We start from the raw sequence: 23,396 nt of genomic DNA on the forward strand, positions 1-23,396 counted from the left end.
ACACCCGTGAGGAAATCCATGGACCCGGAGCTGGCCGGCTTCCTGCAGACGTACCTGAACGCCGACATGGCCGCGGGCACCCTGGCTCGCGTCAAAGGAACGATCCGATCGGCGGGTTGGTGCGAGGACGTGCAGCGCAGGCTCGCGCGGACCATCGCCGAGCGGACCGTGACCCGGGGCGAGTACTGCGAGAACACCTGGGTCGACTTCGAGACGGACGAGGAGCTTTACGCCTATCTGGAGAAGGTCCACGCGTACCTCTTCCTCGACGCCGCGGAGCTCCCGCTCCCGCCCGACTGACTCCGCCGCGCGGTGGGCGTCGGAATGACGCCCACCCGACGCGCGGGGAGGGGTCGGACGCCGCCCTACCCCCGCACCACCCGCGCCCGCAGGTAGTTGCGCCGGCCGAAGTTCGGCTCGTCCACCGCCGTCAGCTGCTCCACCCGGAACCGGTACAGCGCCGCCGCCCCGCCGCCGGTGAGGAACTGCCGCCGGACCTCCTCGTCCTGCGCGAAGGACGGGTACCGCCCCTGGTACGCGGCCAGTGCCGCCTCCGCCTGCCGTCCCCAGGCCTCGCCCGCGCTGCCGGTCAGCTGCAGCCCGCGCAGCTGCTCGCCGAAGACGGGCGGCGGCAGGAACACGGTGGCGGCGGCCCGGGCCTCCTCGGCGAGGTGGTGGCTGTGCCGGGTGGAGCGCTCGCTGACGAAGTAGAGGACGAGGTCGTCGTCGTACGCGAAGAAGGCCAGGTTGGCGTGCGGCCCGTGCTCGTGGCCGGCGGTGGCGAGGGTGAGCACCATGGCCTCCGCGAGCAGGCCCTCGACGCCCTTGTGCAGCAGGTCGCCCGGCCAGTCCCCCTGCGTGATGTCGAGTCTGTACGGCATTCGGCACTCCCTCCGCTGGCACGCCCGGCGCCCTCGCGCCCCGAGCACGACTGAGCCGGGCGGGCGCCCCCTGAGGGGCCCCACACCCGGCTCACATGCTCTACCCGCCACCCCGGCCGGACAAGGGCCGCGGAACGGGTGGAATCAGCGGGATCGGACTCAGTGCCGCTGCGCCTCGTACGGCGAGTAGCCGCGGCTGACCAACGGCGGCTCCCCGGGCCCGAGCACCGGCCGCAGCGCGCCGGACCGCATCCGGTCCACCAGCGGTCCGCAGCGCCCGGCGACGGCCGCCAGCGCCACCGCGACCAGCGCGCCGACCAGCGCGCCCACCGCCACGTCGTGCGGGTAGTGCACACCGACCCAGACCCGGGAGGCAGCCATCAGCACCGCGAACAGGCCGGCCACCCAGCCGAGCCGCCGGTTGACGAACCAGAGCGAGGCCGCGGCGGCGAAGGCGATCACCGAGTGGTTGCTGGGGAAGGACCAGTCCCCGGTGCCGGGGCAGGTCTCCAGCGAGACGCTGCCGGGGATCTGCGCGCAGGGCCGGATCTCCTCGACGAGGCCCTTGAACACCGAGTTGACGCCGTACGCGACGACCACGATCACCGGCGAGGCCAGCACCTTCGCCATCACCGCGGATTCGGCGCCGCGCGCCCGCCACCACGCCCAGAGCATGAAGACCGCGAACAGTCCCAGTCCGAGCGCCGACCAGACCTTGATCAGTTCATCCAGCCAGTGCGGGGCCGACTGCGCCCACCCGTTGACCCGGGTGTAGAGGCTGCCGTCGATACCGCTGCCGTCGTAGACGGCCAGGGCCCGGGAAGACATCACGCGTCACCTCCGTGACGTGGCGCCTTACGGGCGCGGAACAGTTCGAGAACATTGGGGAGCACGGAGACAACTACTACCAGACCGATGACGGGCAGCAGATATCGGTCGATCCCGGGTGGCGACGCCCCGGGCCCACAGCCCGACGAGCACCACGCGAGCAGCACGCGAGCACCGCGCCGGCACCACGCCGACCGCCCGGACCGCGCCGCCGACCTGCCGGAAGGTGAACGAGCGGAGGGGGCAGACGAGCACCGTCACCGCGGGAACCGGAGCAGCGCCGACGGACCTCCCGTACGTTGGTGGGCGGTTCACGGCGGAACGCGCCCGGACCGGGAGGTCGCCGACAGGAGCCGCCCGGACCGTCTACAGTCACGTAGACGGTCTACGTTACTGTAGACGACACTTGGAGGAACCGCCGCCATGTCCGACGTACCGCCCGCCCGCCGGCCCGCCGGGGAGCTGGAGGCCGAGGTGCTGGCCGCCCTCTGGTCGGCCCGGCAGCCGATGACGCCGCAGGACGTCCAGGCGGCGCTCGGCGGCGGCCTGGCCCGCACCACGATCGCGACCATCCTGGCCCGGCTGCACGACAAGGGGACGGTCGAGCGCACCCGGGCCGGCCGCGCGTACGCCTACACCCCGACCGTCCAGGACACCGCCGGGCTCGCCGCCCGCCGGATGCACACCGAGCTGGGCCGCGAGGCCGACCGCTCCACGGTGCTGGCCCGCTTCGTCTCCGACCTCTCCGCCGAGGACGAGCAGCTGCTGCGCGACCTGCTCGGCGACGGCCCCGCGACCTCCGGCACCGGAGCCGACGGCAGCGAAAACGACCGACCCGGGCCCGGCCGGCCGGGAGCGTCCGGCCGATGATGATCGCCGTCTGGGCCCCGCTGCTGCTGCCGTTCCCGGCCGCCCCGCTCGCCCGCCGCCTCGCCGAGGCGCTGGCGCCGCGGGCCGCCGCCTGGACACTGGCGGGCAGCGCGGCCGTCCTGGCCGGCGGCACGCTCTGCTCGCTCGGGCTGCTCGCCGCCGCCGGACTGCTCCAGCTGCCGCCGGTCGCCGCGCTCGGCCACCTCTCGCTGCCTTGGCTCACCGCGGCCGCGCCGGACGCCCCGTTCGCCGCCGCCGCGGCCGCCCTGGCACTCGTCCTCCTCACCGTGCCGGCGGGGCGCACGGTCCACCGCCGACGGCTGGAGCTGCGCACCGCCCGGGCCGCCCTCCCGCCCGGTGACCGGCATCCGGACATGCGCCCCCCGGGCGCCACCGTGCGCCGCACGCGCACCCCGGGGCGGCCCGCCGGAGCCACGCCCGCCGCCGCCCCGGGGCCCGGGCGCGCACTCACCGCCCTCCTGCGCCCCGCCGAGCCCCCGCTCACCGTCCTGGACGACGAGCGCGCCGACGCCTTCGCCCTGCCCGGCCGCCTGCGCCGCCCCGGCCGACCGGGCGAGCCCGGCCGGATCGTGGTCACCTCCGGCATGCTGCGCGCCCTCAGCGGCCCCGAGCGCTCCGCCCTGCTCGCCCACGAGCGCGCCCACCTGGCCGCCCGCCACCACGTCCTCCTTGCCCTCGCCGAATACGCCGCCGGCATCCACCCAGCACTCCGCCCGCTGCGCACGCCCCTCGGGTACCACCTGGAGCGCTGGGCCGACGAGGTGGCGGCGGCCCGGATCGGCGACCGCACCGTGACCGCCCGCGCGGTCGGCCGGGCCGCCCTCGCCGCGAGCCGCTCCCCCTGGCCGGACCGGCCCCGACTGGTCCCCGCGGCCCACTCCGGGCCGGTGCCGCGCCGGGTCGCCGCGCTGCTCCAGCCCCGCCCGGCCGCCACCCCCGGCACCCGGCGGCGGGCCGTCGCCCTGGCCCTGGCGGCCTGCCTGGCCCTCAGTACCGGCGCCACCCTGGAGGCCACTGCCGACCTGCACCACACCGTCGAAGCGGCCCAGCACGGCACGGGCACACCGCAGGGCACGGGCGCACAGCACGGCACGGGCACACCGCAGGGCGCGGGTGCACAGCACGGCGCGGGCGCACAGCACTGAGATCCGTCCACGACCGGGACGGCCCACGCCCCCGGCCGCCGTTTCCGTACCGCCCGGTATGCCGAGTTGGCAGACCCCATCCCCACGGGCCCACCTCACCCGTACGCTTTCGTCAGCGCGTCGGCCCCGGCGCGACCTCGGACGGCGGCGAGGAGCGGAACGAGTGCGGCAGACCGGACGGCAGTCCCGACGACCCGAACGCCGCACCCCGCCGACCGCGGCGGAGCTGGCCAAGGTGCACGAGCGCACCCTCGCCGACGCCGCCGCCCGCGAGCTGACCGGACCGGCCCACCCCGAGGAGGGCGGCGCCCCCGGACTGCTCGAACCCCGCCCCGAGATCGGCGACTCCTGGGCCCGGCTGCGCCGGCTCGGACTCGACCCCGACACCGGTGCCGCCACCGTCCTGCTCGGCCCGGCCGAGATCGAACAGCGCCGCCGCACCAGCGGGCTCGACGCGGTCCTGCCGGTGCTGCGCCAGACCCTGCTGGAGCCGACCGGCGCACTGCCGCTGATCCTCGCGATCGCCGACGCCGAGGGCCACGTGCTCTGGCAGGAGGGCGAGCGCGGCCTGCGCCGCAGCGCCGACCGGATCGGCTTCATCACGGGTGCCCGCTGGGTCGAGGAGAGCGTCGGCACCAACGGCATCGCGGTCGCCCTGCGCGCCCGGCGCCCGATGCACGTCCACTCCTCCGAGCACTACCTGCGCAGCCACCACTCCTGGACCTGCGTGGCCGCACCCGTGCACGACCCCGGCACCGGACAGCTGGTCGGCGCCGTCAACCTGAGCGGCCCGGCGCACAGCATCCGCCCGTACCTGCTCCAGCTCACCGCCACCGCCGCCCGGCTCGCCGAGACCGAGCTGCGCGCCCACCGGCTGGAGGCGCTGCACCAGCTGCGCACCCTAGCCGCGCCGATGCTCGCCCGGGTCGGCGGTCCGGCCCTGGTGGTGGACTCGGCCGGCTGGACGGCAGCCGCCGCGGGGCTGCCGCCGCCCAACCGGCTCCGGGTGCCCAGCGAGGGCTGGGCCCCGGCCGCCGTGCAGTGGGTTCCCGGCCTCGGCGAGTGCGTGCTGGAACCGCTCGCCGACGGCTGGCTGGTGCGCCCGGTCCGGCAGCCCGCGGAGGACGGCTCCGGCCCGGCGGGTACCGAACAGGCCGAGGGCGCCCGGCTCCGGCTCGACCTGCGCCGGCCGGACCGCCCCGAGCTGTCCGTCCGGGGCGCGGCCGGCAGCTGGTCCCACCCGCTGAGCCCGCGCCACGCCGAACTGCTGCTCCTGCTCGTCACCGGACGCGAGGGCAGCACCGCCGCCCAGCTCGCCGAGGCGCTGTTCGGCGACGCGGGCCGGACGGTGACGGTCCGCGCCGAACTGTCCCGGCTGCGCCGCTACCTGGGCGGGCTGCTGGCCCACCGGCCGTACCGGATCGCCGAGTCGGTGCTGGTCACCGTGGACGGACCGGACGACCCGTACGACCTGCTGCCCTCCTCCTCGGCCCCGGCCGTCCGGAGGCTGCGGGCCGCGCTGGCCACGGGGGCGGTGCGGCTGCCCGGCGCACCGCCCGTCCCGCCGACCGCTGCCTAGGGCCCTCCCGAAGGAGAGGGCCCTAGCCGCCGGCCCTGACCGCCTGGCCTCGCCGGGGCGGCACCGGTTGCCCGTCAGCCGTCCGCGAGCAGCGCGGCCAGGTCGGCGTCAGTGGGGCCGCAGTCGCATTCCTGCTCCTCGGAGACCAGCGCGTAGGTCCGGTCCAGCCAGGCCTGGACCCTCGACTTGGAGGCCTCCAGCAGGGCGCTGCCGTGCGGGGATTCGAGCGCCAGGTGCAACGTCGAACCGTGGCACGGGCAGTACGCCGGCCACAGTTTGACGTCGCCCTGGCCGCTCAACGTACGCAGGCCGTCGCGCAGCAGCTCGCGCGAGAACACCCAGTCGGCCTCGTCCGGCCGCCCCAGGTGGAACGTCAGCAGCACCTCGTACGGGCGGGCGGCGTCGAACCGGAAGCGGGTGCGCACCTCGCCGACCACCTCCTCGCCCAGCGAGATCCGCAGGGTCAGCACCTCCTCCACCGCCGCCGGAGCGGCGGTGGAGCCGTCCCCATCGCCGCCCGTGGGGGTGGCGGCGAGGGGTGCACTGGAGGCTGCGGACAGCGGGTCGGGCGGCATGACGGTCTCTCCGGGGCGGCGTGGGATGGACCCAGCCTGCGCCACCCCGTGCCGGAGGGGCAAGGGTTGCAAGGGGGTTGCAACAACCCCCGTCCGGGGCGGCCGACCCCTACCGCACCCCCCGCCCGGGTTGCCAGACGGAGCGTCAACTTCCGTGTATCGAACGGGTGTCCATGAAATGGATGGAACCCGTCCACGGTATGACCGTCCGCTGGTACGCTCTCCCCCTCCCCGACGCGGGCCCGCGGCGGAACGGCCCGCGACGGCCGGAGCCGGGCCCGCCGCCAGCGCGTGGGAGAATACGGCGACGCGACGGCGGCTTCGGGGATGGAGGGGTCCGGTGGCTGTGCGCGAGGACACCGCGCAGGACGTGTTGCACGAGCCCGAGCGGCACGGCCGACACGGTCGGCCCCGCCCGTTCGGCGGCCGGTTCCGACTGCCCACCCTGCGCTTCTCCGGTGCCGCGATGGCGATGTCCACCGTCGTCGGCATCAGCATCGCCACCACCCTCCTGCTCAACGAGCAGCAGGGGATCGGCCGTCGGGCCGGTGTGGCTCGGGTCGGGTCCACCCCGCCGCCCACGCCGGGCGCCACCGACCAGGCCGAGGCGGCCGCCGCCCGGACCCCGACCGCCACCCCGGCCTCCGGCACCCCGTCCGCCGCCCGGCGACCGGCGCACCCGTCGGCGCACCCCTCCGGCGCGGCACCGGTCGCGGTCACTCCGCATGCCCCGGCGCACCCGGACGCCGAGCCGACCGGCGGCCGCGCCGGCGCCGGGCAGGACGGGCAGTCCTCCGGCACCCAGCTCGCCGGCACCGACCCGGGCGGCGCCCCGGGCACCCCCGCTCCGGTCGGGCCCTCGCCCTCCCCGACCCCGCCCGACGGGCAGCCCACCACCGGCCCGTCGCCGCACCCGCCCGGCCTCAAGCCCACCGCGCCCACCCGCCCCGTACCGCCGTCCACCACGCCCGACCCCACCACGACCGCCCCGGGCACACCGACCCCCACCGCACCGGACCCGAGCGCCGACCACGCCCTGGCCGGCGTCTCCCTGGTCGCCCCGACCGGCCGCGACGGCCTGCGGCACGAGCTCGGCCTCACCGTGACCGAGCCGGTGACCGCGCTGCAGGCCGAATTCCGGCTCGTCCCGGGCGAGTCGGCGGCCGGCCCCGGTACCGCCTGGACGGACCTGCCCGGCGCCGTGGTCACCGTCCAGCAGGAGCGCGGCACCCTGGTCTACCGCTTCAGCACGCCGCCCGGCACCGACGTCCGGCCGGGCCACTACACCTTCGGCGTACGCGGTGCCCGGCCGGCCGCCGCCGACCCGGCCGCGGCCCGCAAGTCGCCCCCGGCGGAGAGCTGGAGCGCCTCGGCCTTCGCCCTCGACCACCCGCGCGCGGTCGCCGCGCTCGGCGGCTTCGACCCCGTCCCGCCGTTGCCCGCCGCGCCGCCGCCGATCGCACCCCCGGCGCCCGGCGTCCCGTCGGCACCGCCGGCCACCGCGCCCCGCTGACGGCCCGGGGCGCCCCGGGCACGCCACCGTCCTCCGACGATCCGTTGTGACGACGATCCGTTGTGACGACGTTCTGTTCGTGACGACGTTCTGTTCGTGGCGGCGTTCCGACAGTCCGACGATCCGACAGCTGACCTGCCCGGACGGGCGCATCCCCGCACCCTCGTTCGTTACTGTGGGCAGCACCCGGCCGGGCGCCCCCAGCGGCCCCCGACCCGGGCCGTCGTTCCGCACCCGAGGAGGAGTCCGTGCCCACCGTCCTGACCCAAGGCGGCAACGCACCGCTGACCGCCGCGCGAGTGACCGTCGAGGTCACCGCGCCCAAGGCGCTGGACGTCTCCGGCCTGCTGCTGACCGATGCCGGAAAGGTGCGCTCGGACGACGACTTCGTCTTCTTCAACGCCCCGAACGGCCCCGGCGTCAGCCACCGCCCGGCCGCCGCCGGCACTCCCGACGCGATCACCGTCGACACCCGGGCCGTCCCGGCGGGCATCACCAAGATCGTGGTCACCGCCAGCCCCGCCGACCAGGTCTCCACCTTCGCCGGGACGGAGCCCACCGCCACCGTCCGCGACGCCGACACCGGCGAGGTCCTGGTCACCTTCACCCCGCCCCGGCTGGGCCTGGAGACCGCGCTCATCGTGGTCGAGGTCTACCTGCGCAACGGCTCCTGGAAGGTGCGCGCGGTCGGCCAGGGCTACGCCGACGGGCTGGCGGGCATCGCCACCGACTTCGGGGTCAGCGTCGACGACTCCCCGGCCCCGGCCGCCCAGGCCGCCCCGGCCCCCGACCCGAGCACCCCGCCGGCTCCGCCGACCCCCGTCGCCCCGCCCGTGCCGCCGACCCCTCCGACGGCCCCGCCCGCCGCGCCGGTCGATCCGCGGATCGCCCTCGCCACCGGCTCCCACGAGCTGCCCCCGACCCTGCCCGCGCCGCCCGCCGCTCCCCCGGCACCCGCCGCACCCGCCGCACCCGCCGCACCCGCCACACCCGCCGCACCCGCCGCACCCGCCGCACCCGCCGCACCCGCCAAGGTCACCCTGGACAAGGGCCGGGTCAATCTGGTCAAGGGCAGCTCCGTCTCCCTGGTCAAGAACGGCCGCCCCTTCCTGTCGTCGGTCCGGATGGCCCTCGGCTGGGAGCCCGCCGCCCGCGGCCGCAGCGTCGACCTGGACGCCTCCTGCCTCGCCTTCGACGACCGCCACAAGCGGCTGGAGACGGCCTGGTTCATGAAGCTGAACATCTTCAACGGCGCCATCGCCCACTCCGGCGACAACCTCACCGGCGGCGGCGACGGTGACGACGAGCTGATCACCGTCCACCTGGAGGGCCTGCCGGCCGAGGTCCACGGACTGGTCTTCGTCGTCAACTCCTTCTCCGGCCAGAAGTTCACCGACGTCAAGAACGCCTACTGCCGCCTCCTGGACGCCCGTACCAACGAGGAACTGGTCCGCTTCGACCTCACCCACTCCGAGCCGCGCACCGGCGTGGTGATGTGCAAGCTGGTCCGCCGCCCCGGCGGCGAGTGGGAGATGACGGCGCTCGGCGAGTACGTCGACGGCAAAACCGCCCGGGCGATGATCGAGCCCGCCGCCGCACTGCTGTAGCCCGTCGCTCTGCCGTAGCCGTCACGCGGCCGTAGGGCGGGGCGTCCCCGTCACACCCGCGCCCGCGAATTCACCCCCGTGAGGCATCAAGTCGTCCGGACACCGGCTCGATTGACTCTCAGGGGGGTGAATCGCACTCTCCCTCGCGCACTCGCTGAGGAGAGACCGTGCCACGCCTCCTGTCCCGCCTCGCCGTCGCCGGCGCCGCCGCCGTCCTCGAACCCCTCAACGGGGTCATCGGCGCGCAGACCGCCCGCCACCACGACACCTTCGTCGACCTCTACCCCGACTCCGCCGGCCACAGCGTCTGCGACACCGACCACTGGCTCGACGGCGTGCTCACCAGCGTCATCCCCCTCAGGTACGCCGTCATCCACCCCAACGCCCACGGCCAGGCCTTCGCCGCCGGCCAGGTCGGGTCCGCCCTCCTCGGCTGAACCGAAAACCAGTGGCCGCGCCGGCCGCCCCCGGGCATCCTGTCCGGATGCTCATCCGCGAAGCCACCCCCGAGGACTGGCCGGCCATCTGGCCGTTCTTCCAGCAGATCGTCGCCGCCGGCGAGACCTTCCCGTACCCCCTCGACATGCCCTCCGAGCTCGGCGCGGAGTGGTGGCTGCTCTCCGCCCCCGACCGCACGGTGGTCGCGGTGGACGACGACGGACGGATCGTCGGCACCGCCACCATGAACCGCAACCGCCCGGGCAACGGCTCGCACGTCGCCAGCGCCAGCTACATGGTCGACCCGGCCCACCACGGCAAGGGCACCGGGCGGGCCCTGGTCGAGTACACCCTCGACTGGGCCCGCCGAACCGGCTTCCGCGCCATGCAGTTCAACGCGGTGGTCGCCAACAACCACCGCGCCGTGAAGCTCTACGAGTCACTCGGCTTCGAAATCGTCGGCACCGTCCCCGGGGCCTTCCGCCACCCCGTCGACGGTTACGTCGGCCTGCACGTCATGTACCGCCCGCTGTAAGGGACTCGACCTTTCCCCGACTACTCCTCGATCGCCCCACCGACCCGCCGCAGGTGCTGCCGGAAGCTGTATGCCGGGTGGGCGGCGCGGCGCTCCAGGTACTCGTCGAAGGCGGTCTGCCTGCGCAGCGTGTCACCGGCGGCGATCCGCTCGGCCTGCGCGCGCTCGGTGCGGGCGATCGCGGCGGCCGTCTCCAGCACCTCCTCGACCCGGTCGGCCGGAACGAACAGCACCCCGTCCGCGTCGGCGAACACCACGTCCTCGGCGGTCACCGCGTGCGGCCCGACCCGTGCCGACAGCAGTGCCTCCGGCTCCCGCCCGTCCAGCCTCGTCGGCCCGAGCGGCAGCGCACCGTAGCTGAACACCGGCAGCCCGATCTCCAGCAGCTCGGGGGTGTCCCGGTGCAGCCCCCACACCACGATCCCGGCCACCCCGGCGGCGCGCGCCTCCAGCACCGCGAGGTCCCCGATGCAGGCCTCGTCCGTCCGCCCGCCGTTGTCGATCACCAGCACGTCCCCGTCCCGGGCGGTCCCGTACGCCTCCAGGAACACGTCCACACTCCCGTAGTGCCGCACCGGCAGCACCCGCCCGGCCACCCGGTTCCCGGCAGCCACCCCGGCCACCCCCACCGGCGCCGCCCTGAGCCCCACCCCCACCCGCACACACGCATCCGCCACCACCGGCGTCGACAGCCCCTCGAACCACTTCAGCATCCCCAACTCCTCCCAACGAACGCCCAGTTCACCAGTTCCGGATCCTATGCCGGGTCTCAAACTCGCACCATCGAGTGAAACCCAGCCGTACACGGCATAACCCGGTCACACGACGATTAGCGTGACGGCCATCTGAAGGAGGGGCATCATGAGTGCTGTGGCGCATGAGCAACCGATCACGGACTCCCCATCGCAGGCCGACATCCTGCTGGAGAGCTTCCTGAGCCTGCACTCCCCCGAAGGCTTCCGAGCCGAGCTCATCGAGGGAGAGATCATCGTGGCACCACCGCCGGACGGCGATCACGAGGACTACATCGACCTGCTCATCGATCAAGTGAAAGCCAAGTCCAAGGTCCACATGCAGGTGTCCGGCGGCAAGGGTCTTCGCCTGATCAGCGGCGGCCTCTGCCCGAAGAACCACGTCATCCCGGACGCGACGTTCGCACCGCGAGAACTCCGCCTCTTCCGCGGCGCCCCGCCATGGATGGAGCCGGACGGCGTGGCCATGGTCGCCGAGGTCACGTCGGGCAAGCCCGATCAGGACCGCATCACCAAACGGCACTGCTACGCCCGCGCCGGCATCCCGCTCTATCTCCTCATCGACCGGGAAAAGTCCCAGGTCAGCTTGTTCAGCAGCCCGCACCGCGAGGAGTACACCGAGGTGCACCTCGCCGCCTTCGGCGACCCCCTCGCTCTGCCCGTCCCCTTCGCGTTCGAGCTGGACACGAAGGACTTCCTCTAGGAACGCGAAACGGCCCGCACCCCCTCCCACACAGGGGGTACGAGCCGTTCGGCATGCGGAGCGCGTCAGCCGCGGGTGGCCATGGCGCGCAGGAAGAAGGTCAGGTTGGCCGGGCGCTCGGCGAGGCGGCGCATGAAGTAGCCGTACCACTCCTGGCCGTACGGGAGGTACACGCGCATGGTGTTGCCCTCGCCGGCGAGGCGCAGCTGCTCCTCGGGGCGGATGCCGTACAGCATCTGGTACTCGAAGGAGTCCCGGGTGCGGTTGTTCCACTCGGCCAGCTGACCGGCGATCTTGATCATGTTGGGGTCGTGCGAGGCGATCATCGGGTAGCCCTCGCCCGCCATCAGGATCTTCAGCGCGCGGACGTACGCGAGGTCGACCTCGCGCTTGCCCTGGAAGGCGACCGACTCGGGCTCCTTGTAGGCGCCCTTGCACAGGCGCACGCGGGAGCCGTCGCCGGAGAACTCGCGGCAGTCGGCCTCGGTGCGGCGCAGGTAGGCCTGCAGCACGACGCCCAGCCAGGGGAAGTCGGCCCGCAGCTCGCGCGCGATGGAGAGGGTGGAGTCGGTGGTGGTGTGGTCCTCCATGTCGAGGGTCACCGTGGTGCCCGCGTCCGCGGCGGCCTCGCAGATGCGGCGGGCGTTCTCCAGCGCGATCTTCTCGCCGTCCACCGGGAGGAACTGGCCGACGGCCGACAGCTTCACCGACACCTCGGCGCCGGCCGCCAGGCCGGTCTCCTTGAGGGCCTTGAGCAGGTGCTCGTAGGCCTCGGCGGTGCCGGCGGCCTGGGAGGCGTCCTGGGTGTCCTCACCGAGGTGGTCCAGGGTGACCTTGCGGCCGGTGGCGACCAGGTCGTCGCAGGCGGTGACCGCGTCGTCGAGGGCCTCGCCCGCGACGAAGCGCTCGACTATCGCGTGGGTCGGGGGGAACTTCTCGACCACGGTGCGGACCTGCGGGGACCGGGAGGCCGCGAGAAGGGCGGAACGGAGCATCGTGACTCCTGGAGCTGGTGTTTCCAAGGGTGGCAGAAGGGGCCGGGGCGGCGGGCACACCGGAGGTGTCGCGCGCAGCGCGTCCCAAGAAGGGTGGCGGCGGGCGACGGGTGGGACGCCGCCCCGGCGGGCGACGCCCGGCTGCGGGGCCGGGCGTCGCGGGTGACCGGTGGCTTCTACAGCGGAACGGTCGGCGACAGGGCAGGTCAGCCCATGTGCGGGTAGCGGTAGTCCGTCGGCGGGACGAAGGTCTCCTTGACCGAGCGGGTCGAGGTCCAGCGCGCCAGGTTCTGCTTGGCACCGGCCTTGTCGTTGGTGCCGGAGGCCCGGCCGCCGCCGAAGGGCTGCTGGCCGACGACGGCGCCGGTCGGCTTGTCGTTGATGTAGAAGTTGCCGGCCGCGAAGCGCAGCTTGTGCATCGCGTCCTGGGCCGCCGCACGGTCCTGGGCGATGATCGAGCCGGTCAGGCCGTACGCCGACACCGACTCCATCTGGGCCAGCATCTCCTCGTACTTCTCGTCCTCGTAGACGTACACGGCGAGGATCGGGCCGAAGTACTCGTCCTTGAAGTACTCGCTCGCCGGGTCCTGGCAGACCAGGACGGTCGGGCGGACGAAGTAGCCGACGGAGTCGTCGTAGGTGCCGCCGGCGAGGACCTCCACGGAGGCGTCCGCCCGGGCGCGGTCGATGGCGGCCTTGTTCTTGGCGAAGGAGCGCTCGTCGATGACGGCCGACATGAAGTTCGACAGGTCGCTGACGTCGCCCATGGTGAGGCCGTCGACCTCGGCGGCGAACTCGTCCTTGAGGCCGGCCCACAGCGAGGCGGGGACGTAGGCGCGGGAGAGCGCCGAGCACTTCTGGCCCTGGAACTCGAAGGCGCCGCGGGTCATCGCGGTCTTCAGGACCTTCGGGTCCGCCGACGGGTGGGCGACCAGGAAGTCCTTGCCGCCGGTCTCGCCGACGATCCGCGGGTAGGTGCGGTAGCCGGCGATGTTGGTGCCGACCTCGCGCCACAGGTGCTGGAAGGTGGCGGTGGAGCCGGTGAAGTGGATGCCGGCCAGCGCCGGGTGCTTCAGCGCGACCTCGGAGACGGCGAGGCCGTCACCGGTGACCATGTTGATGACGCCCTTGGGGAGGCCGGCCTCCTCCAGCAGCTGCATCAGCAGGTGCGCGGAGAACTGCTGGGTCGGGGACGGCTTCCACAGCACCACGTTGCCCATCAGCGCGGGCGCGGTCGGCAGGTTGCCGGCGATCGCGGTGAAGTTGAACGGGGTGATCGCGTAGACGAAGCCCTCCAGCGGGCGGTGGTCGCTGCGGTTCCACACGCCGTCCGAGGAGATCGGCTGCTCGGCCATGATCTGGCGGGCGAAGTGCACGTTGAAGCGCAGGAAGTCGACCAGCTCGCAGGGGGTGTCGATCTCGGCCTGCTGGGCGGTCTTGGACTGGCCGAGCATGGTGGCGGCGGCCAGGGTCTCGCGCCAGGGGCCGGCCAGCAGGTCGGCGGCCTTGAGGAAGATCGCGGCGCGGGAGTCGAAGGAGAGCGCCTGCCAGGCCGGAGCAGCGGCCAGGGCAGCGTCGATGGCGTCCTGCGCGTCGGCCTGGGTGGCGTTGCGCAGGGTGCCGAGCCGAGCCGCGTGGTTGTGCGGCTGGACGACGTGGATCTCGGTGCCGCCGCCCATCCGGCGCTCACCGTTGATCGTCATGGTCAGCTGGACCGGCTCCTGGCCGCCCAGCTCCTTCAGCTTGGCCTCCAGACGGGCCCGTTCCGGGCTCCCGGGGGCGTAGCTGTGGACCGGCTCGTTCACCGGCGCGGGGACCTGGGTCACAGCGTCCATGAAGCGCACGCTCTCCTTCGTTGATGCGGGGGGTTTGCCGGCGCGGGTCGCACGCCGGCCACAGCACGAACGCTATTCCTGGCCACCGGGCCACTTGATTGGCCGGGCGGCTAAATTCCCCCGTACGGCGTTGTCCGCGCCGACGAAGCGGGTCACGCCACGGTCACGGCGGCCCCCGTTCCACCGCGGCGTTCCACGGCGGCGCTGACGCGGCGGCGCGCACCGCCCGTCAGATCCCCTCCCCGGCGCTCGCCTTCTGGCTGTTGACGACCGCCGCCTTCGCGGCGACCGCCTCGACGGCGGGCCGCCGGGCCGCCTCGTAGGCCGCGAGGGCGCTCGGCAGGTCGGGGTGCGACTCCAGGCAGCGGGCCAGTTCGACCGCGCTCTCGACGGCCAGCGAGACCCCCTGGCCGGAGCTGTTGGACGGGGCGTGCACCGAGTCGCCGACCAGCACCAGCCGGTCCCGGTACCAGTGCGGCACGGAGGGCATGATCTCCAACCGCGGGAAGACCTCGACGGTCGCGGCGTCCGCCTCCGCCAGGATGTCCCGGGCGGGCAGGTCCTCGGCGTGCAGCTCGCGCGCCAGCGCCAGCCAGTCCTGCCGGGAGACCCCGCGCGCCTGCTCCGCGGTGAGCTGCTCGGGCTGCGGGATGTTGCTGAACCAGGCCGTCCCGGCACCGTCCGGCAGGGCCCAGAAGCCGAAGAACGCCCGCCCGCCCTGCGCGAAGTGAACGGACTCACCGCGCCCGCGCACCCCGTCCAGCCGGTGCGCGCTGTATCCGCCGACGCCGATCAGACCGGTGTACTGCGGGCCGGGCGCGGCCGGGTCGATCAGCTCGCGGACCACGGAGCGGGTGCCGTCGGTGCCGATCAGCAGGTCGCCCTCGGCGGTGCTGCCGTCGGCGAAGCGGGCCGTGACGCGGGTCGGGCCCTCCGCGACACCGACCAGTCGCTTTCCGTACCGGACGGGGAGGCCCTCCTCGCTCAGCCGCTGCTGGAGCACCGCGTACAGTTCGGCGCGCCGCATCGCCCGGCCGCCGGCGGGCAGCTCGGCGAAGGCGCCGCCCTTGCCGTCCTCCATGACCATCAGCCGGATCGGCTGGCCGACCCCGCCGACCTGCTCCGCCAGGCCGACGGCGGCCAGCGCGGCGAGCCCGTTCGGCGCGACCATGAAGGTCCCGCCGACGCCCTCGGCGGAGGTCTCGTAGGCCTCGAAGACCTCCGCCTCGATGCCGGCCCGGCGCAGCGCCAGGGCCATCACCGGTCCGGCGATGCCGCCGCCGATGACCAGGGCCTTCCGGACGACCCGGGCGGTGCCGGTGGTTCCGTTGGTGCCGTTGGTGCCGTTGGTGCCGTTGGTGCCGTTGGTGCCGTTGGTGCCGTCGGTGCTCATTCCAGGCTCCTCATGAATTCCCGCAGGGTCCGGTTGAACTCCGGGTCCCCGATCTTTCCGATGAGGTTCTCGGTGTAGCGGCGCTCGGCTTGCAGCAGCGCGAGGGCGTACTCCTCCTCGATGACGAACATCGGATGGACGTCCATCGCGGCGGCCTTGTGCAACTGGGCGCGCGAGGCGTCGATCCGCGCGTCCAGCGCCTCCAGCCGCCGGCCGAGCAGGTCGGCCGCCTCCTCGGTCGGGAGCACCACCAGCAGGCAGAGCGCAACCCCGAAGGCCGGGTACTCCTCCTGCGGTTCCGCGATCCATTCGCGCATCCAGTCGAGCAGCTCCGCCTGCCCCTCGGGCGTGAGGGCGTAGACGGTGCGCTCCGGTCGCTGGGTGTCGCGGACGGTCTCCTGCTCGGCGACGAACCCGGCCTTCCGCAGCTGCTCGACGACCATGTAGAGCGAGCTGCGGTTGTACTTGATGTTGCGGTCCTTGCCGTGCTCCTTGAGCCGGCGCCCCATCTCGTACGGGTGCATGGGCTCGGCTCCGAGTTCGGCCAGGACCGCGAGGGCCAGCGGGTTCGACACCTTGCGTCGCTTCGCCATGAGAACGATCCTCATCACTTGGTCAGTACCGACTATCCGACATCGAATAGTCGGAATCAACTATTCAGGAGTGACGAACCAGAACTCTGTCCGCCCGGCTAAAATCAACCACACGGCGTTGTCCGAGCGGATGAAGGAGGCCCGAGTGACCACACCCGGCCTGCCGCTCCGTCAACTGCTGATGTCCCTCGGCGAACCGCTGGTCGAGCTGCAGGCCGCACCGCTGGGCCTGGACGTCCCGGTCCGCGACGTCGCCATCCTCGACCCGGAGGACCCGCCGACCGCCGCCCCCGGCGAGCTCGTCCTCGCGATCGGAGCCCGCGGCCGCGCCGCCCTCCCCGCCTTGCGCGCGGCCGGCCGGGCCGGCGCGGCCGCGGTGGCGGTCAAGCTGGACGGCCCCGGCCAGGCCGACGCGCTGCGCGAGGCCGCCACCGACGCGGGCGTCGCCCTGCTCTCGGTGCGCCGGGAGACCCGCTGGGAGCACCTCGACTCGCTGGCCCGCGCGATCATCGCCGGGCCGGACGCCCCGGACGCGCCCGGCGCCCCCGAGCCCAACGCGGGCGACCTCTTCTCCCTCGCCCAGACCGTCGCCGTGCTCACCAACGGCATCGTCTCGATCGAGGACACCTCCAGCCGGGTGCTGGCCTACTCCCGCTCCTCCGACTCCGACGAGGTCGACGACCTGCGCCGGCTCTCCATCCTCGGCTGGCAGGGCCCGGAGCCGTACCTGTCCAAGCTCCGCGAGTGGGGCATCTTCCAGCACCTGCGCAGCTCGGACGCCCCGATCGCGGTCGAGCCGCACCCCGAGCTCGGCCTGCGCCGCCGCCTGGCCGTCGGCATCCGGGCCGGGGCGCAGCCGCTCGGCACCATCTGGGTGCAGGAGGGCGCGCAGCCACTGGCCCCGCTGGCCGAACAGGCGCTGGTCGGCGCCGCCCGGGTCGCGGCCGCCCAACTGGTGCGCCGCCGCCGGGAGCTGTCCGCCGACGTCCGGCTCACCCAGACCCTGCTCACCGGCCTGCTGGAGGGCTCCACCGGCCCCCAGTCGCTCGCCACCCACCTCGGCCTGGACCTGCGCCGCCCGGCCACCGTGCTGGCGTACGGCGCGCACACCACCGAGGCGCTGCACCGCTCCGACGTCACCGGCCTGATCTCGGTGCACACCGCCGCCCGGCACCGCACCGCGCTGCTCGCACCGATCGAGTCCCGGGTGTACGTGCTGCTGCCCGAGCTGCCGCCCGGTCTGCCGATGGCCACCGTGCGCGGCTGGGCGTCCGAGGTGGTGGCGGCCGCCCGGGAGCACCTCGGCGTCCCGCTGCGCGCCGCGATCGGCTCGACCGTCGGCGGCCTCGCCCAGGTGCCCGACTCCCGCGCGCAGGCGGACCGCATCCTGGACGCGATGGGCCGCGGCGGGGTGGACCTCGACGTCGCGGCGCTGATCGACGTCCAGGCGGAGGTGCTGGTCAGCGAGATGGTCGCGCTGCTGCAGGAGCGCACCGGGCTGCGCGACCCGCGGCTCACCGCGCTCACCGAGTACGACCGCCGGCACGGCACCCGGCTCGCCGAGTCGGTGCTGGCCTGGCTGGACGCGCTCGGCGAGGTCCGGGTGGCCGCGGACGCCCTGCACATCCACCCCAACACCCTGCGCTACCGGGTGCGCCGCGCCGAGCAGTTGACCGGCATCGACCTCACCCAGCCGCAGCAGCGGCTGCTGGCGATGCTGCAACTGCGGCTGCCCGCGGACGAGTGGTCCGCGGGCAGCCCGTCACGCTCCGAGGGTCACTCGCCGTAGCCCTGGCCGCGCTTGTGCTCGTTCAGCCGCCGCCACGGGCCGGTGATCGCCAGCTGGATGCCCGGGGTCTGGATGTTGGCGAACAGGGTCTTGCCGTCGTCCGAGAAGGTCACCCCGGTGAACTCGCTGAACTCGGGCTTCTCGGCGGTGCCGATGTTCAGCTCGTTGCGGGCGATCGGGTAGACCAGCCCGTCCTCGGTGGCGCCGAACAGGTGCGAGACGCCCTCGCCGTCCTCGCAGATCACGATGCCGCCGTACGGCGAGACGGTGATGTTGTCCGGGCCGTCGTAGTTGTCGTGGTCGCCCCAGACGTCGGCGTTGACGCCCAGCAGGACCTTCAGGGTGATGGTGCGGCGGGCCGGGTTGTAGAACCACACCTGGCCGTCGTGCTGCAGCGGGCTCTCCGAGCGGGCGTAGCTGGAGACGAAGTAGAAGCCGCCGTCACCCCACCACATGCCCTCCAGCTTGCGGGCGCGGCTGACCTCGCCGTCCTTGAACTGCTTGCGGACGGACACGGTCTTGGCGTCGCGGTCCTGGACCTTGACCCAGTCCACGCCGTAGGTGGTGCCGACCTTGGTGGCGCGGGAGAGGTCGTCGACGAACTTGCCCTGCGCGTCGAAGACCTTGAAGGCCTCCAGCACACCGGCGTCGGCGGCCAGCTTGCGGAGCTGGTAGCGGCCGTGCTTGAAGCCGGCCGGCGGGGTCCAGCGGAACAGCAGGCCGTTCGGGTTCGAGGCGTCCTCGGTCAGGTAGACCTGGCCGCGCTTCGGGTCCACGACCACGGCCTCGTGCGCGTAGCGGCCGAAGGCCTTGACCGGCTGCGGGTCGCGGTTGTAGTCGTCGTCGAACGGGTCGACCTCGAAGATGTAGCCGTGGTCCTTGGTGAAGCCGTTCTTGCCGGCCTTGTCCTCGGTCTCCTCGCCGGACAGCCAGGTACCCCACGGGGTGATGCCGCCGGCGCAGTTGGTGGCGGTGCCGGCGATGCCGACCCACTGCTCGACCGAGCCGTCCCGCTTGGCGTGCACGATGGTGCAGCCGCCGGCCGCGCCCGGGTCGTAGACGTGGCCCTCGGTCAGCGGCACCGGGTGCGGCCACTTGTCGCGCGCGCCGGACAGCTCGTGGTTGACGACCATGTAGTTGCCGCCGTGCTCGTCCTCGAAGGCGGAGGTGCCGTCGTGGTTGCTCGGGGTGAACTCGCCGGTGCGCAGCTTGGTGACGCCGGCCCGGTTCAGGACCTGGTACGCGAAGCCCTTCGGCAGGGACAGCAGCCCGGCCGGGTCCTGCACCAGCGGGCCGTAGCCGACGGCGGTGCCGCCGGCCGCGTTGGTCCCGGCGGCCGCGGCGACCGGGGCCTCGCCACCGACCGGGGCGGCGATCGCACCGGGGGCGCTGGCCAGGGCCTCGGCGCTGCCGGCGATCAGCACGCCGGCCCCGACGACGGTGGAACGGTTGACGAAGTCCCGGCGGGACAGCGACATGGCAGCAACTCCTGAGGGGATGAGCGGGCGTCGGGGCGGGATGCCGACGCCCAGCAGGCTCCGCCGGACGGGTGAACCCAGCATGACGCCCACCTCACGTCCGGGCGTCCGTTTGCCGACCGATGACCGAAACATGACCTTCGCTTTGCCAAGCCGGCGTCAGCCCTGCCACAATCCACCACACCGCCGTACCGCCGTACCGCCGTCACCGGCGGGCCGTCACCACCGTCACCGCCGCGCCGCCCGCCACTGCTCCCAGGCCGCCAGCCACAGCTGCTCGGCCAGCCGGTGCTCCTCCCACACCCCGGCTCCGCCGCCCGACCGCTCCCGCCACAGCTGCCCCCAGGCCCGCTGGGCCGGCAGGCTCGCCACCTCGCTCGCGAACACCGTGTACCGGACGACCTCCTCGACGGCCGCCTCCCCCTCCGCCGTGCCGACCAGCCAATGCGTCTGCTGGGACAGCCGGTTCAGGTGGTTGACCATCGCGGTCACCGCCGCCGCGGCCTCCTCCCGGGTCTCGGTGGCCAGCCGCATCTGCTGGCGCACCGCCGCCTCCCAGCGCACCGCGCAGGCGTCCCCGCGCAGCCCGCGCGGCAGCCTCGGCGTGCGCCCGGCCCGGACCTGCGCCTCGATCGCGGCGGTCTCGGCGATGCTCTGCGCGATCAGCGACCGGTGCGCCTCCAGCCCGACGACGGGCGGCAGTTCGCGCTCCTCCACCGGGACGTACCGGGACTGCCGGGAGGCGAGGTCGCGCAGCAGGTCGGTGCGCCCGCGCAGGCAGCGCTCGAAGTCGCCGATCCTGCCGAGCTCCACCCCGCCGGGGGCCACCCCGCGCCCGCAGACCGTCACGGTCAGCCCGCCGACCCGCAGCCGCCCGGCCCACACCGGCGCGGGCCCGCCCGCGTCCGGGCCGGTCGGCAGCACCGGCCGGTCCTCGTGCACCTCCACCGCGCACGGCTCGCCGTCCACCGTGATCCACTCGCGCAGCGCCCGCACCCGGCCCGGACCGTCGCCCTCGTCGACCCCCAACTGCTCGTAGACGCGGTCCCGTTCGTCCTCGACCACGTCCTCCAGCTCGGGCAGCGGCTCGCCCTGCTCGGCCCCCGGCCGGTAGGTGCGCACGGTCACGTACGGGCCCGCCGCCGAGCGCCAGTCACCGCACTGCACCTCGACCCAGCGCAGCTCGCCGTCGGAGGTCTCGAAGGCGGCCAGCGCCTCACCCGTACGGGCCGGTCCGGCGGCCACGCCGTACACCGGGAAGTCGACCGCGGCGAGGGTCCGGCGGGAGAACTCCTCCTGGTCGGCGAAACGATCCTCCTGACCGGGCCGGTCCGGCGCCGGGGCGGGGCCCGAAGGCCCGGTGTTCCACTCCTGGTGCCTGCCGCCGCTCTCCCGCATCATCCTCTGCCGCACCCCCGATTCCTCGCGCCCGCACCGCTGACGCCACCTTACGTGCCCGCAGCTGCCGGGTCATCAGCTCGACTGCCGGTCGGGGGCGGTGGCCGTGTCAGGACGCCCGGATGTCAGCCGCCCTCCCTAACCTGGCGGCATGACAGCACAGAGCAGCAGCACCACCGACAACACCCCCGCACCGAACGGCTTCCCCGCCAGGATCAGCATCGTCACTCTCGGCGTCTCCGACCTCGACCGCAGCGCCCGCTTCTACGAGGACCTCGGCTGGCGGCGCTCCACCGCCTCCAGCCCGGAGATCGTCTGGTTCCGCACCGCCGACTCGGTGCTCGGCCTCTTCCCCACCGACGAGCTGGCCGCCGACGCCGGCGTGCCCGCCACCGGCGAACCGTCCTTCCGCGGCGTCACCCTCGCGGTGAACCTGGAGTCCCCCGCGCTGGTGGACGCCGCGATGCGGACGGCCGTCGAGGCCGGCGCCGTGGTGGTCAAGCCGCCGGTCCCGACGAGCTGGGGTGGCTACTCCGGCTACTTCGAGGACCCGGACGGCCACCTCTGGGAGCTGGCCCACAACCCCTTCTTCCCCTTCACCGAGGAGGGGTCGCTGGACCTGCCCTGAAACACCTAGTTCTTGGAGCGCGCCTTGAAGGCCGCCTTGCGCGCCTCCTTGGCCACTGCCCGGTCCACGTGCAGCTCCCCGATCGCCTCCAGGACGTCCGCCGTGTACGGGTGGTCGACCCGCCACAGCTCACCGAACCAGGTCGCCGGATCGCCCTTCACCGGCAGGTCGGTGACCAGCTCGCGCAGCAGCTCGGCGTCACCGCCACTGTCCAGCAGCTGGGCCGCGAAGGTGTCGACCACCGTCCACAGCGCCATCGTCCGGGCCGGCACCGGCACGTCCGTCGCGCCCTGCGCGGTCAGCCAGGCCCGCGCCGCGCCGCCCAGCTCCGGGTCGTCCAGCACCTCCCGGACGGCCGGCTCGGAGCCCGGCCCCAGCAGGTCGAGCGCCGTGACGCACAGCATCCGCCGCAGCGGGCCGTACGCGTCGCCACCGCGCGCCGCCGCGAGCAGCTCGCGCGCCGCCGCCACCGGCTCCCGGCCCGCGGTCCACGCCCGCAGCTCCTCCTCCGGCAGCACGTTCGCCGACTCGCACACCCCGCGCAGCAGCTCCGCCGCGTCGCCCTGGGCCAGCTCGCCGACCAGCGGCGCGTCGTAGCCGTCCTCCAGCAGCCACTGCCGGATGCCGTACTGGCCGAGCGGGGTGAGCCGGACCAGGCCGAAGCGGGCCGACTCCTCCTCGTCCAGCGGCTCCTCGCCGACGACGGCGGGCTCCTCGCCCTCCTCCTCGTCGAAGAGTTCCGGGTCGATCGGGCGGTAGTCCAGCAGGCCCAGCTCGGCCAGGTCGCCCAGCATCGGGTCCAGCGCGACCATCACGTCGGTGATGTCGCCCAGCAGCTCCTCGCTCGGCTCCTCGCCCTCCGGCACCACCAGCAGCGCCGCCAGCACGCCCAGCGGCACGGTCTCGTTGCCCGGATCGGCGAAGGCGGTGGTCTCGTAGAGCACCTGCAGCGCCTCGTCCAGCAGCTCGGCGGCCTCGTCCCGGGCCTCCTCGACCTCGTTCAGGCCGTCCTCGTCCTCCTCCGCCGGGGCTTCGTCGGGCTCGCCATCCTCCTCCGGCAGCGAGTCCGCCTCCACCGCCAGCTCCCGGACGATCCCGGCAGCGGTCAGCCACAGCTCCAGGACGGTCTCCGGATCACCCTGCTCGGCGGGCTCCAGGTCCGGGCCCGGGACGGCGACGTGCTCGCCCTCCGCGGTCGTACCGAGCTCCACCAGGTCCAGGTCGCAGGCCAGCGACCAGGCCCGCAGCGCCTCGACCTCGGCCTCCTCCGGCACCTCGCCCTCGGCCGGGGCCAGGCCCAGCAGCCGTGCCGCGGGGGCCCGGTCCGCCTCCACCAGGTCGCCGAACTCGTCCACCACCCGGTGCGGGGCCGCCCAGCGAGCCAGCGCCAGCGCGTACCCGAACATCGGGACGGCCTTCGCCTGCTCGGCCAGCTCCTCCTCGGGGGGCAGCTTCACCGGCGGGACCAGCACGGCCGCGTCGTCCAGATCCTCGTCGTCCAGCCCGTGCGCGGCGAACGCCCCGTAGAGGTCCTGCAGCTCCAGGTCGGCGGGCAGCACCGCCTCAGCCGCACCCTCTCCCCCCGAAGCCCCGGCGTTCTTCCGACGTCGTCCCGCCATCGTTTGCGCTCTCCCTCAGCCGGCGGTCAGCCCAAACAGCTCCGCGTACCGATCTACCACCTCAGCGTATAGGTGTGGCACCCCCGATGCCCCGCCGCAAGGGGCGCACACAGGGGCGCGCGCCGCATCCGTGCGCCCACCCCTTATCCTTCGCATTGGTACCGTGCACACCCCGCGCGGGCCACCGGGCAACGAAGCCCCTCTTCTTCAGCTCATCCGCT

The 23,396-nt window shown here is 73.9% G+C and carries 22 protein-coding genes; 11 read left to right on the forward strand and 11 right to left on the reverse strand.

Annotated features, from left to right (window positions below; translation table 11 throughout):
- Nucleotides 1-6 precede the first annotated feature (6 nt).
- Nucleotides 7-300 (forward strand): hypothetical protein, encoded by a 294-nt coding sequence (locus tag ACZ3TI_RS09370; protein ID WP_465725101.1) that lies wholly within the window; start codon nt 7-9, stop codon nt 298-300.
- Between the two features lie 65 nt (nt 301-365).
- Here the strand turns inward: ACZ3TI_RS09370 and ACZ3TI_RS09375 are convergent, their stop codons facing one another.
- Both ACZ3TI_RS09375 and ACZ3TI_RS09380 read right to left on the reverse strand, forming a co-directional pair.
- Nucleotides 366-881, reverse strand: a complete 516-nt coding sequence (locus ACZ3TI_RS09375; protein ID WP_465725103.1) for a pyridoxamine 5'-phosphate oxidase family protein — start codon at nt 879-881, stop codon at nt 366-368.
- 159 nt (nt 882-1,040) lie between these two features.
- Nucleotides 1,041-1,709, reverse strand: a complete 669-nt coding sequence (locus ACZ3TI_RS09380) for a phosphatase PAP2 family protein (RefSeq protein WP_465725105.1) — start codon at nt 1,707-1,709, stop codon at nt 1,041-1,043.
- Nucleotides 1,710-2,132: 423 nt separating this feature from the next.
- Here ACZ3TI_RS09380 and ACZ3TI_RS09385 point away from each other — a divergent pair, with 423 nt between their 5' ends.
- The 3 genes from ACZ3TI_RS09385 to ACZ3TI_RS09395 all read left to right on the forward strand — a co-directional run bounded on the left by ACZ3TI_RS09385 (nt 2,133) and on the right by ACZ3TI_RS09395 (nt 5,324).
- Complete coding sequence (locus ACZ3TI_RS09385) at nt 2,133-2,579, forward strand: BlaI/MecI/CopY family transcriptional regulator (protein WP_465725107.1); 447 nt, start codon at nt 2,133-2,135, stop codon at nt 2,577-2,579.
- Nucleotides 2,576-3,745, forward strand: a complete 1,170-nt coding sequence (locus tag ACZ3TI_RS09390; protein ID WP_465725109.1) for a M56 family metallopeptidase — start codon at nt 2,576-2,578, stop codon at nt 3,743-3,745. The genes ACZ3TI_RS09385 and ACZ3TI_RS09390 overlap by 4 nt, the downstream gene beginning before the upstream one ends.
- 163 nt (nt 3,746-3,908) lie before the next feature.
- Complete coding sequence (locus ACZ3TI_RS09395) at nt 3,909-5,324, forward strand: GAF domain-containing protein (RefSeq protein WP_465725111.1); 1,416 nt, start codon at nt 3,909-3,911, stop codon at nt 5,322-5,324.
- A 74-nt stretch (nt 5,325-5,398) separates the two neighbouring features.
- On the opposite strand, the gene ACZ3TI_RS09400 is transcribed toward ACZ3TI_RS09395, so the two are convergent.
- Nucleotides 5,399-5,899: an SsgA family sporulation/cell division regulator gene (locus tag ACZ3TI_RS09400; protein ID WP_465725113.1), complete on the reverse strand. Its 501-nt coding sequence runs from the start codon at nt 5,897-5,899 to the stop codon at nt 5,399-5,401.
- A 340-nt stretch (nt 5,900-6,239) separates the two neighbouring features.
- Here ACZ3TI_RS09400 and ACZ3TI_RS09405 point away from each other — a divergent pair, with 340 nt between their 5' ends.
- From ACZ3TI_RS09405 to ACZ3TI_RS09420, 4 genes are all read left to right on the forward strand, one after another.
- Entirely contained in the window at nt 6,240-7,412 is a 1,173-nt protein-coding gene (locus ACZ3TI_RS09405; protein ID WP_465725115.1) for a hypothetical protein, read from the forward strand.
- A 260-nt stretch (nt 7,413-7,672) separates the two neighbouring features.
- The gene (locus tag ACZ3TI_RS09410; RefSeq protein ID WP_465725473.1) at nt 7,673-9,019 is read left to right on the forward strand and encodes a TerD family protein; all 1,347 of its coding nucleotides are present in this window, start codon (nt 7,673-7,675) and stop codon (nt 9,017-9,019) included.
- Nucleotides 9,020-9,186: 167 nt separating this feature from the next.
- Nucleotides 9,187-9,456, forward strand: coding sequence for a hypothetical protein (locus tag ACZ3TI_RS09415; RefSeq protein WP_465725117.1), 270 nt, complete (start codon nt 9,187-9,189; stop codon nt 9,454-9,456).
- A 47-nt stretch (nt 9,457-9,503) separates the two neighbouring features.
- Nucleotides 9,504-9,992: a GNAT family N-acetyltransferase gene (locus tag ACZ3TI_RS09420; protein WP_465725119.1), complete on the forward strand. Its 489-nt coding sequence runs from the start codon at nt 9,504-9,506 to the stop codon at nt 9,990-9,992.
- A 20-nt stretch (nt 9,993-10,012) separates the two neighbouring features.
- Here ACZ3TI_RS09420 and ACZ3TI_RS09425 read toward each other — a convergent pair whose 3' ends face one another.
- Nucleotides 10,013-10,705, reverse strand: coding sequence for an RraA family protein (locus ACZ3TI_RS09425; RefSeq protein ID WP_465725121.1), 693 nt, complete (start codon nt 10,703-10,705; stop codon nt 10,013-10,015).
- A 148-nt stretch (nt 10,706-10,853) separates the two neighbouring features.
- On the opposite strand from ACZ3TI_RS09425, the gene ACZ3TI_RS09430 reads away from it, so the two are divergent.
- A complete protein-coding gene (locus ACZ3TI_RS09430; RefSeq protein WP_465725123.1) occupies nt 10,854-11,447 on the forward strand; it encodes a Uma2 family endonuclease in 594 nt (197 codons plus the stop codon).
- A gap of 65 nt (nt 11,448-11,512) precedes the next feature.
- Here ACZ3TI_RS09430 and ACZ3TI_RS09435 read toward each other — a convergent pair whose 3' ends face one another.
- The 4 genes from ACZ3TI_RS09435 to ACZ3TI_RS09450 all read right to left on the reverse strand — a co-directional run bounded on the left by ACZ3TI_RS09435 (nt 11,513) and on the right by ACZ3TI_RS09450 (nt 16,263).
- Nucleotides 11,513-12,442: a proline dehydrogenase family protein gene (locus tag ACZ3TI_RS09435; RefSeq protein WP_465725125.1), complete on the reverse strand. Its 930-nt coding sequence runs from the start codon at nt 12,440-12,442 to the stop codon at nt 11,513-11,515.
- Nucleotides 12,443-12,648: 206 nt separating this feature from the next.
- The gene (gene pruA / locus ACZ3TI_RS09440) at nt 12,649-14,277 is read right to left on the reverse strand and encodes an L-glutamate gamma-semialdehyde dehydrogenase (protein ID WP_465725127.1); all 1,629 of its coding nucleotides are present in this window, start codon (nt 14,275-14,277) and stop codon (nt 12,649-12,651) included.
- A gap of 229 nt (nt 14,278-14,506) precedes the next feature.
- Nucleotides 14,507-15,670 (reverse strand): FAD-dependent oxidoreductase, encoded by a 1,164-nt coding sequence (locus ACZ3TI_RS09445; protein WP_465725129.1) that lies wholly within the window; start codon nt 15,668-15,670, stop codon nt 14,507-14,509.
- On the reverse strand, nt 15,667-16,263 hold the full coding sequence (locus ACZ3TI_RS09450) for a PadR family transcriptional regulator (RefSeq protein ID WP_465725130.1): 597 nt from the start codon (nt 16,261-16,263) through the stop codon (nt 15,667-15,669). The genes ACZ3TI_RS09445 and ACZ3TI_RS09450 overlap by 4 nt, the downstream gene beginning before the upstream one ends.
- Nucleotides 16,264-16,408: 145 nt before the next feature.
- On the opposite strand from ACZ3TI_RS09450, the gene ACZ3TI_RS09455 reads away from it, so the two are divergent.
- Nucleotides 16,409-18,052, forward strand: a complete 1,644-nt coding sequence (locus ACZ3TI_RS09455) for a PucR family transcriptional regulator (protein ID WP_465725132.1) — start codon at nt 16,409-16,411, stop codon at nt 18,050-18,052.
- On the opposite strand, the gene ACZ3TI_RS09460 is transcribed toward ACZ3TI_RS09455, so the two are convergent.
- Complete coding sequence (locus ACZ3TI_RS09460) at nt 18,040-19,530, reverse strand: alkaline phosphatase PhoX (RefSeq protein ID WP_465725475.1); 1,491 nt, start codon at nt 19,528-19,530, stop codon at nt 18,040-18,042. The two genes, ACZ3TI_RS09455 and ACZ3TI_RS09460, sit on opposite strands and share 13 nt — an antisense overlap.
- A 228-nt stretch (nt 19,531-19,758) precedes the next feature.
- Nucleotides 19,759-20,943 (reverse strand): hypothetical protein, encoded by a 1,185-nt coding sequence (locus ACZ3TI_RS09465; RefSeq protein ID WP_465725134.1) that lies wholly within the window; start codon nt 20,941-20,943, stop codon nt 19,759-19,761.
- 136 nt (nt 20,944-21,079) lie between these two features.
- Between ACZ3TI_RS09465 and ACZ3TI_RS09470 the strand changes: the two genes are divergently transcribed.
- Nucleotides 21,080-21,556 carry a VOC family protein gene (locus ACZ3TI_RS09470; protein ID WP_465725136.1) on the forward strand — a complete coding sequence of 159 codons (477 nt, stop codon included), beginning with the start codon at nt 21,080-21,082 and terminating at the stop codon, nt 21,554-21,556.
- Between the two features lie 5 nt (nt 21,557-21,561).
- Here the strand turns inward: ACZ3TI_RS09470 and ACZ3TI_RS09475 are convergent, their stop codons facing one another.
- Nucleotides 21,562-23,175, reverse strand: coding sequence for a hypothetical protein (locus ACZ3TI_RS09475; RefSeq protein ID WP_465725138.1), 1,614 nt, complete (start codon nt 23,173-23,175; stop codon nt 21,562-21,564).
- Between the last annotated feature and the right edge of the window lie 221 nt (nt 23,176-23,396).

It is taken from the genome of Kitasatospora sp. NPDC023120, assembly GCF_055560835.1.

What these genes read in the sequence shown, in the direction of transcription:
- ACZ3TI_RS09375 (WP_465725103.1), bottom strand. Translation starts at nt 881, where the DNA reads ATGCCGTACAGACTCGACATCACGCAGGGGGACTGGCCGGGCGACCTG.
- ACZ3TI_RS09380 (WP_465725105.1), bottom strand. Translation starts at nt 1,709, where the DNA reads ATGTCTTCCCGGGCCCTGGCCGTCTACGACGGCAGCGGTATCGACGGC.
- ACZ3TI_RS09385 (WP_465725107.1), top strand. Translation starts at nt 2,133, where the DNA reads ATGTCCGACGTACCGCCCGCCCGCCGGCCCGCCGGGGAGCTGGAGGCC.
- ACZ3TI_RS09390 (WP_465725109.1), top strand. Translation starts at nt 2,576, where the DNA reads ATGATGATCGCCGTCTGGGCCCCGCTGCTGCTGCCGTTCCCGGCCGCC.
- ACZ3TI_RS09400 (WP_465725113.1), bottom strand. Translation starts at nt 5,899, where the DNA reads ATGCCGCCCGACCCGCTGTCCGCAGCCTCCAGTGCACCCCTCGCCGCC.
- ACZ3TI_RS09420 (WP_465725119.1), top strand. Translation starts at nt 9,504, where the DNA reads ATGCTCATCCGCGAAGCCACCCCCGAGGACTGGCCGGCCATCTGGCCG.
- ACZ3TI_RS09425 (WP_465725121.1), bottom strand. Translation starts at nt 10,705, where the DNA reads ATGCTGAAGTGGTTCGAGGGGCTGTCGACGCCGGTGGTGGCGGATGCG.
- ACZ3TI_RS09430 (WP_465725123.1), top strand. Translation starts at nt 10,854, where the DNA reads ATGAGTGCTGTGGCGCATGAGCAACCGATCACGGACTCCCCATCGCAG.
- ACZ3TI_RS09435 (WP_465725125.1), bottom strand. Translation starts at nt 12,442, where the DNA reads ATGCTCCGTTCCGCCCTTCTCGCGGCCTCCCGGTCCCCGCAGGTCCGC.
- pruA (WP_465725127.1), bottom strand. Translation starts at nt 14,277, where the DNA reads ATGGACGCTGTGACCCAGGTCCCCGCGCCGGTGAACGAGCCGGTCCAC.
- ACZ3TI_RS09445 (WP_465725129.1), bottom strand. Translation starts at nt 15,670, where the DNA reads ATGAGCACCGACGGCACCAACGGCACCAACGGCACCAACGGCACCAAC.
- ACZ3TI_RS09450 (WP_465725130.1), bottom strand. Translation starts at nt 16,263, where the DNA reads ATGGCGAAGCGACGCAAGGTGTCGAACCCGCTGGCCCTCGCGGTCCTG.
- ACZ3TI_RS09460 (WP_465725475.1), bottom strand. Translation starts at nt 19,530, where the DNA reads ATGTCGCTGTCCCGCCGGGACTTCGTCAACCGTTCCACCGTCGTCGGG.
- ACZ3TI_RS09470 (WP_465725136.1), top strand. Translation starts at nt 21,080, where the DNA reads ATGACAGCACAGAGCAGCAGCACCACCGACAACACCCCCGCACCGAAC.
- ACZ3TI_RS09475 (WP_465725138.1), bottom strand. Translation starts at nt 23,175, where the DNA reads ATGGCGGGACGACGTCGGAAGAACGCCGGGGCTTCGGGGGGAGAGGGT.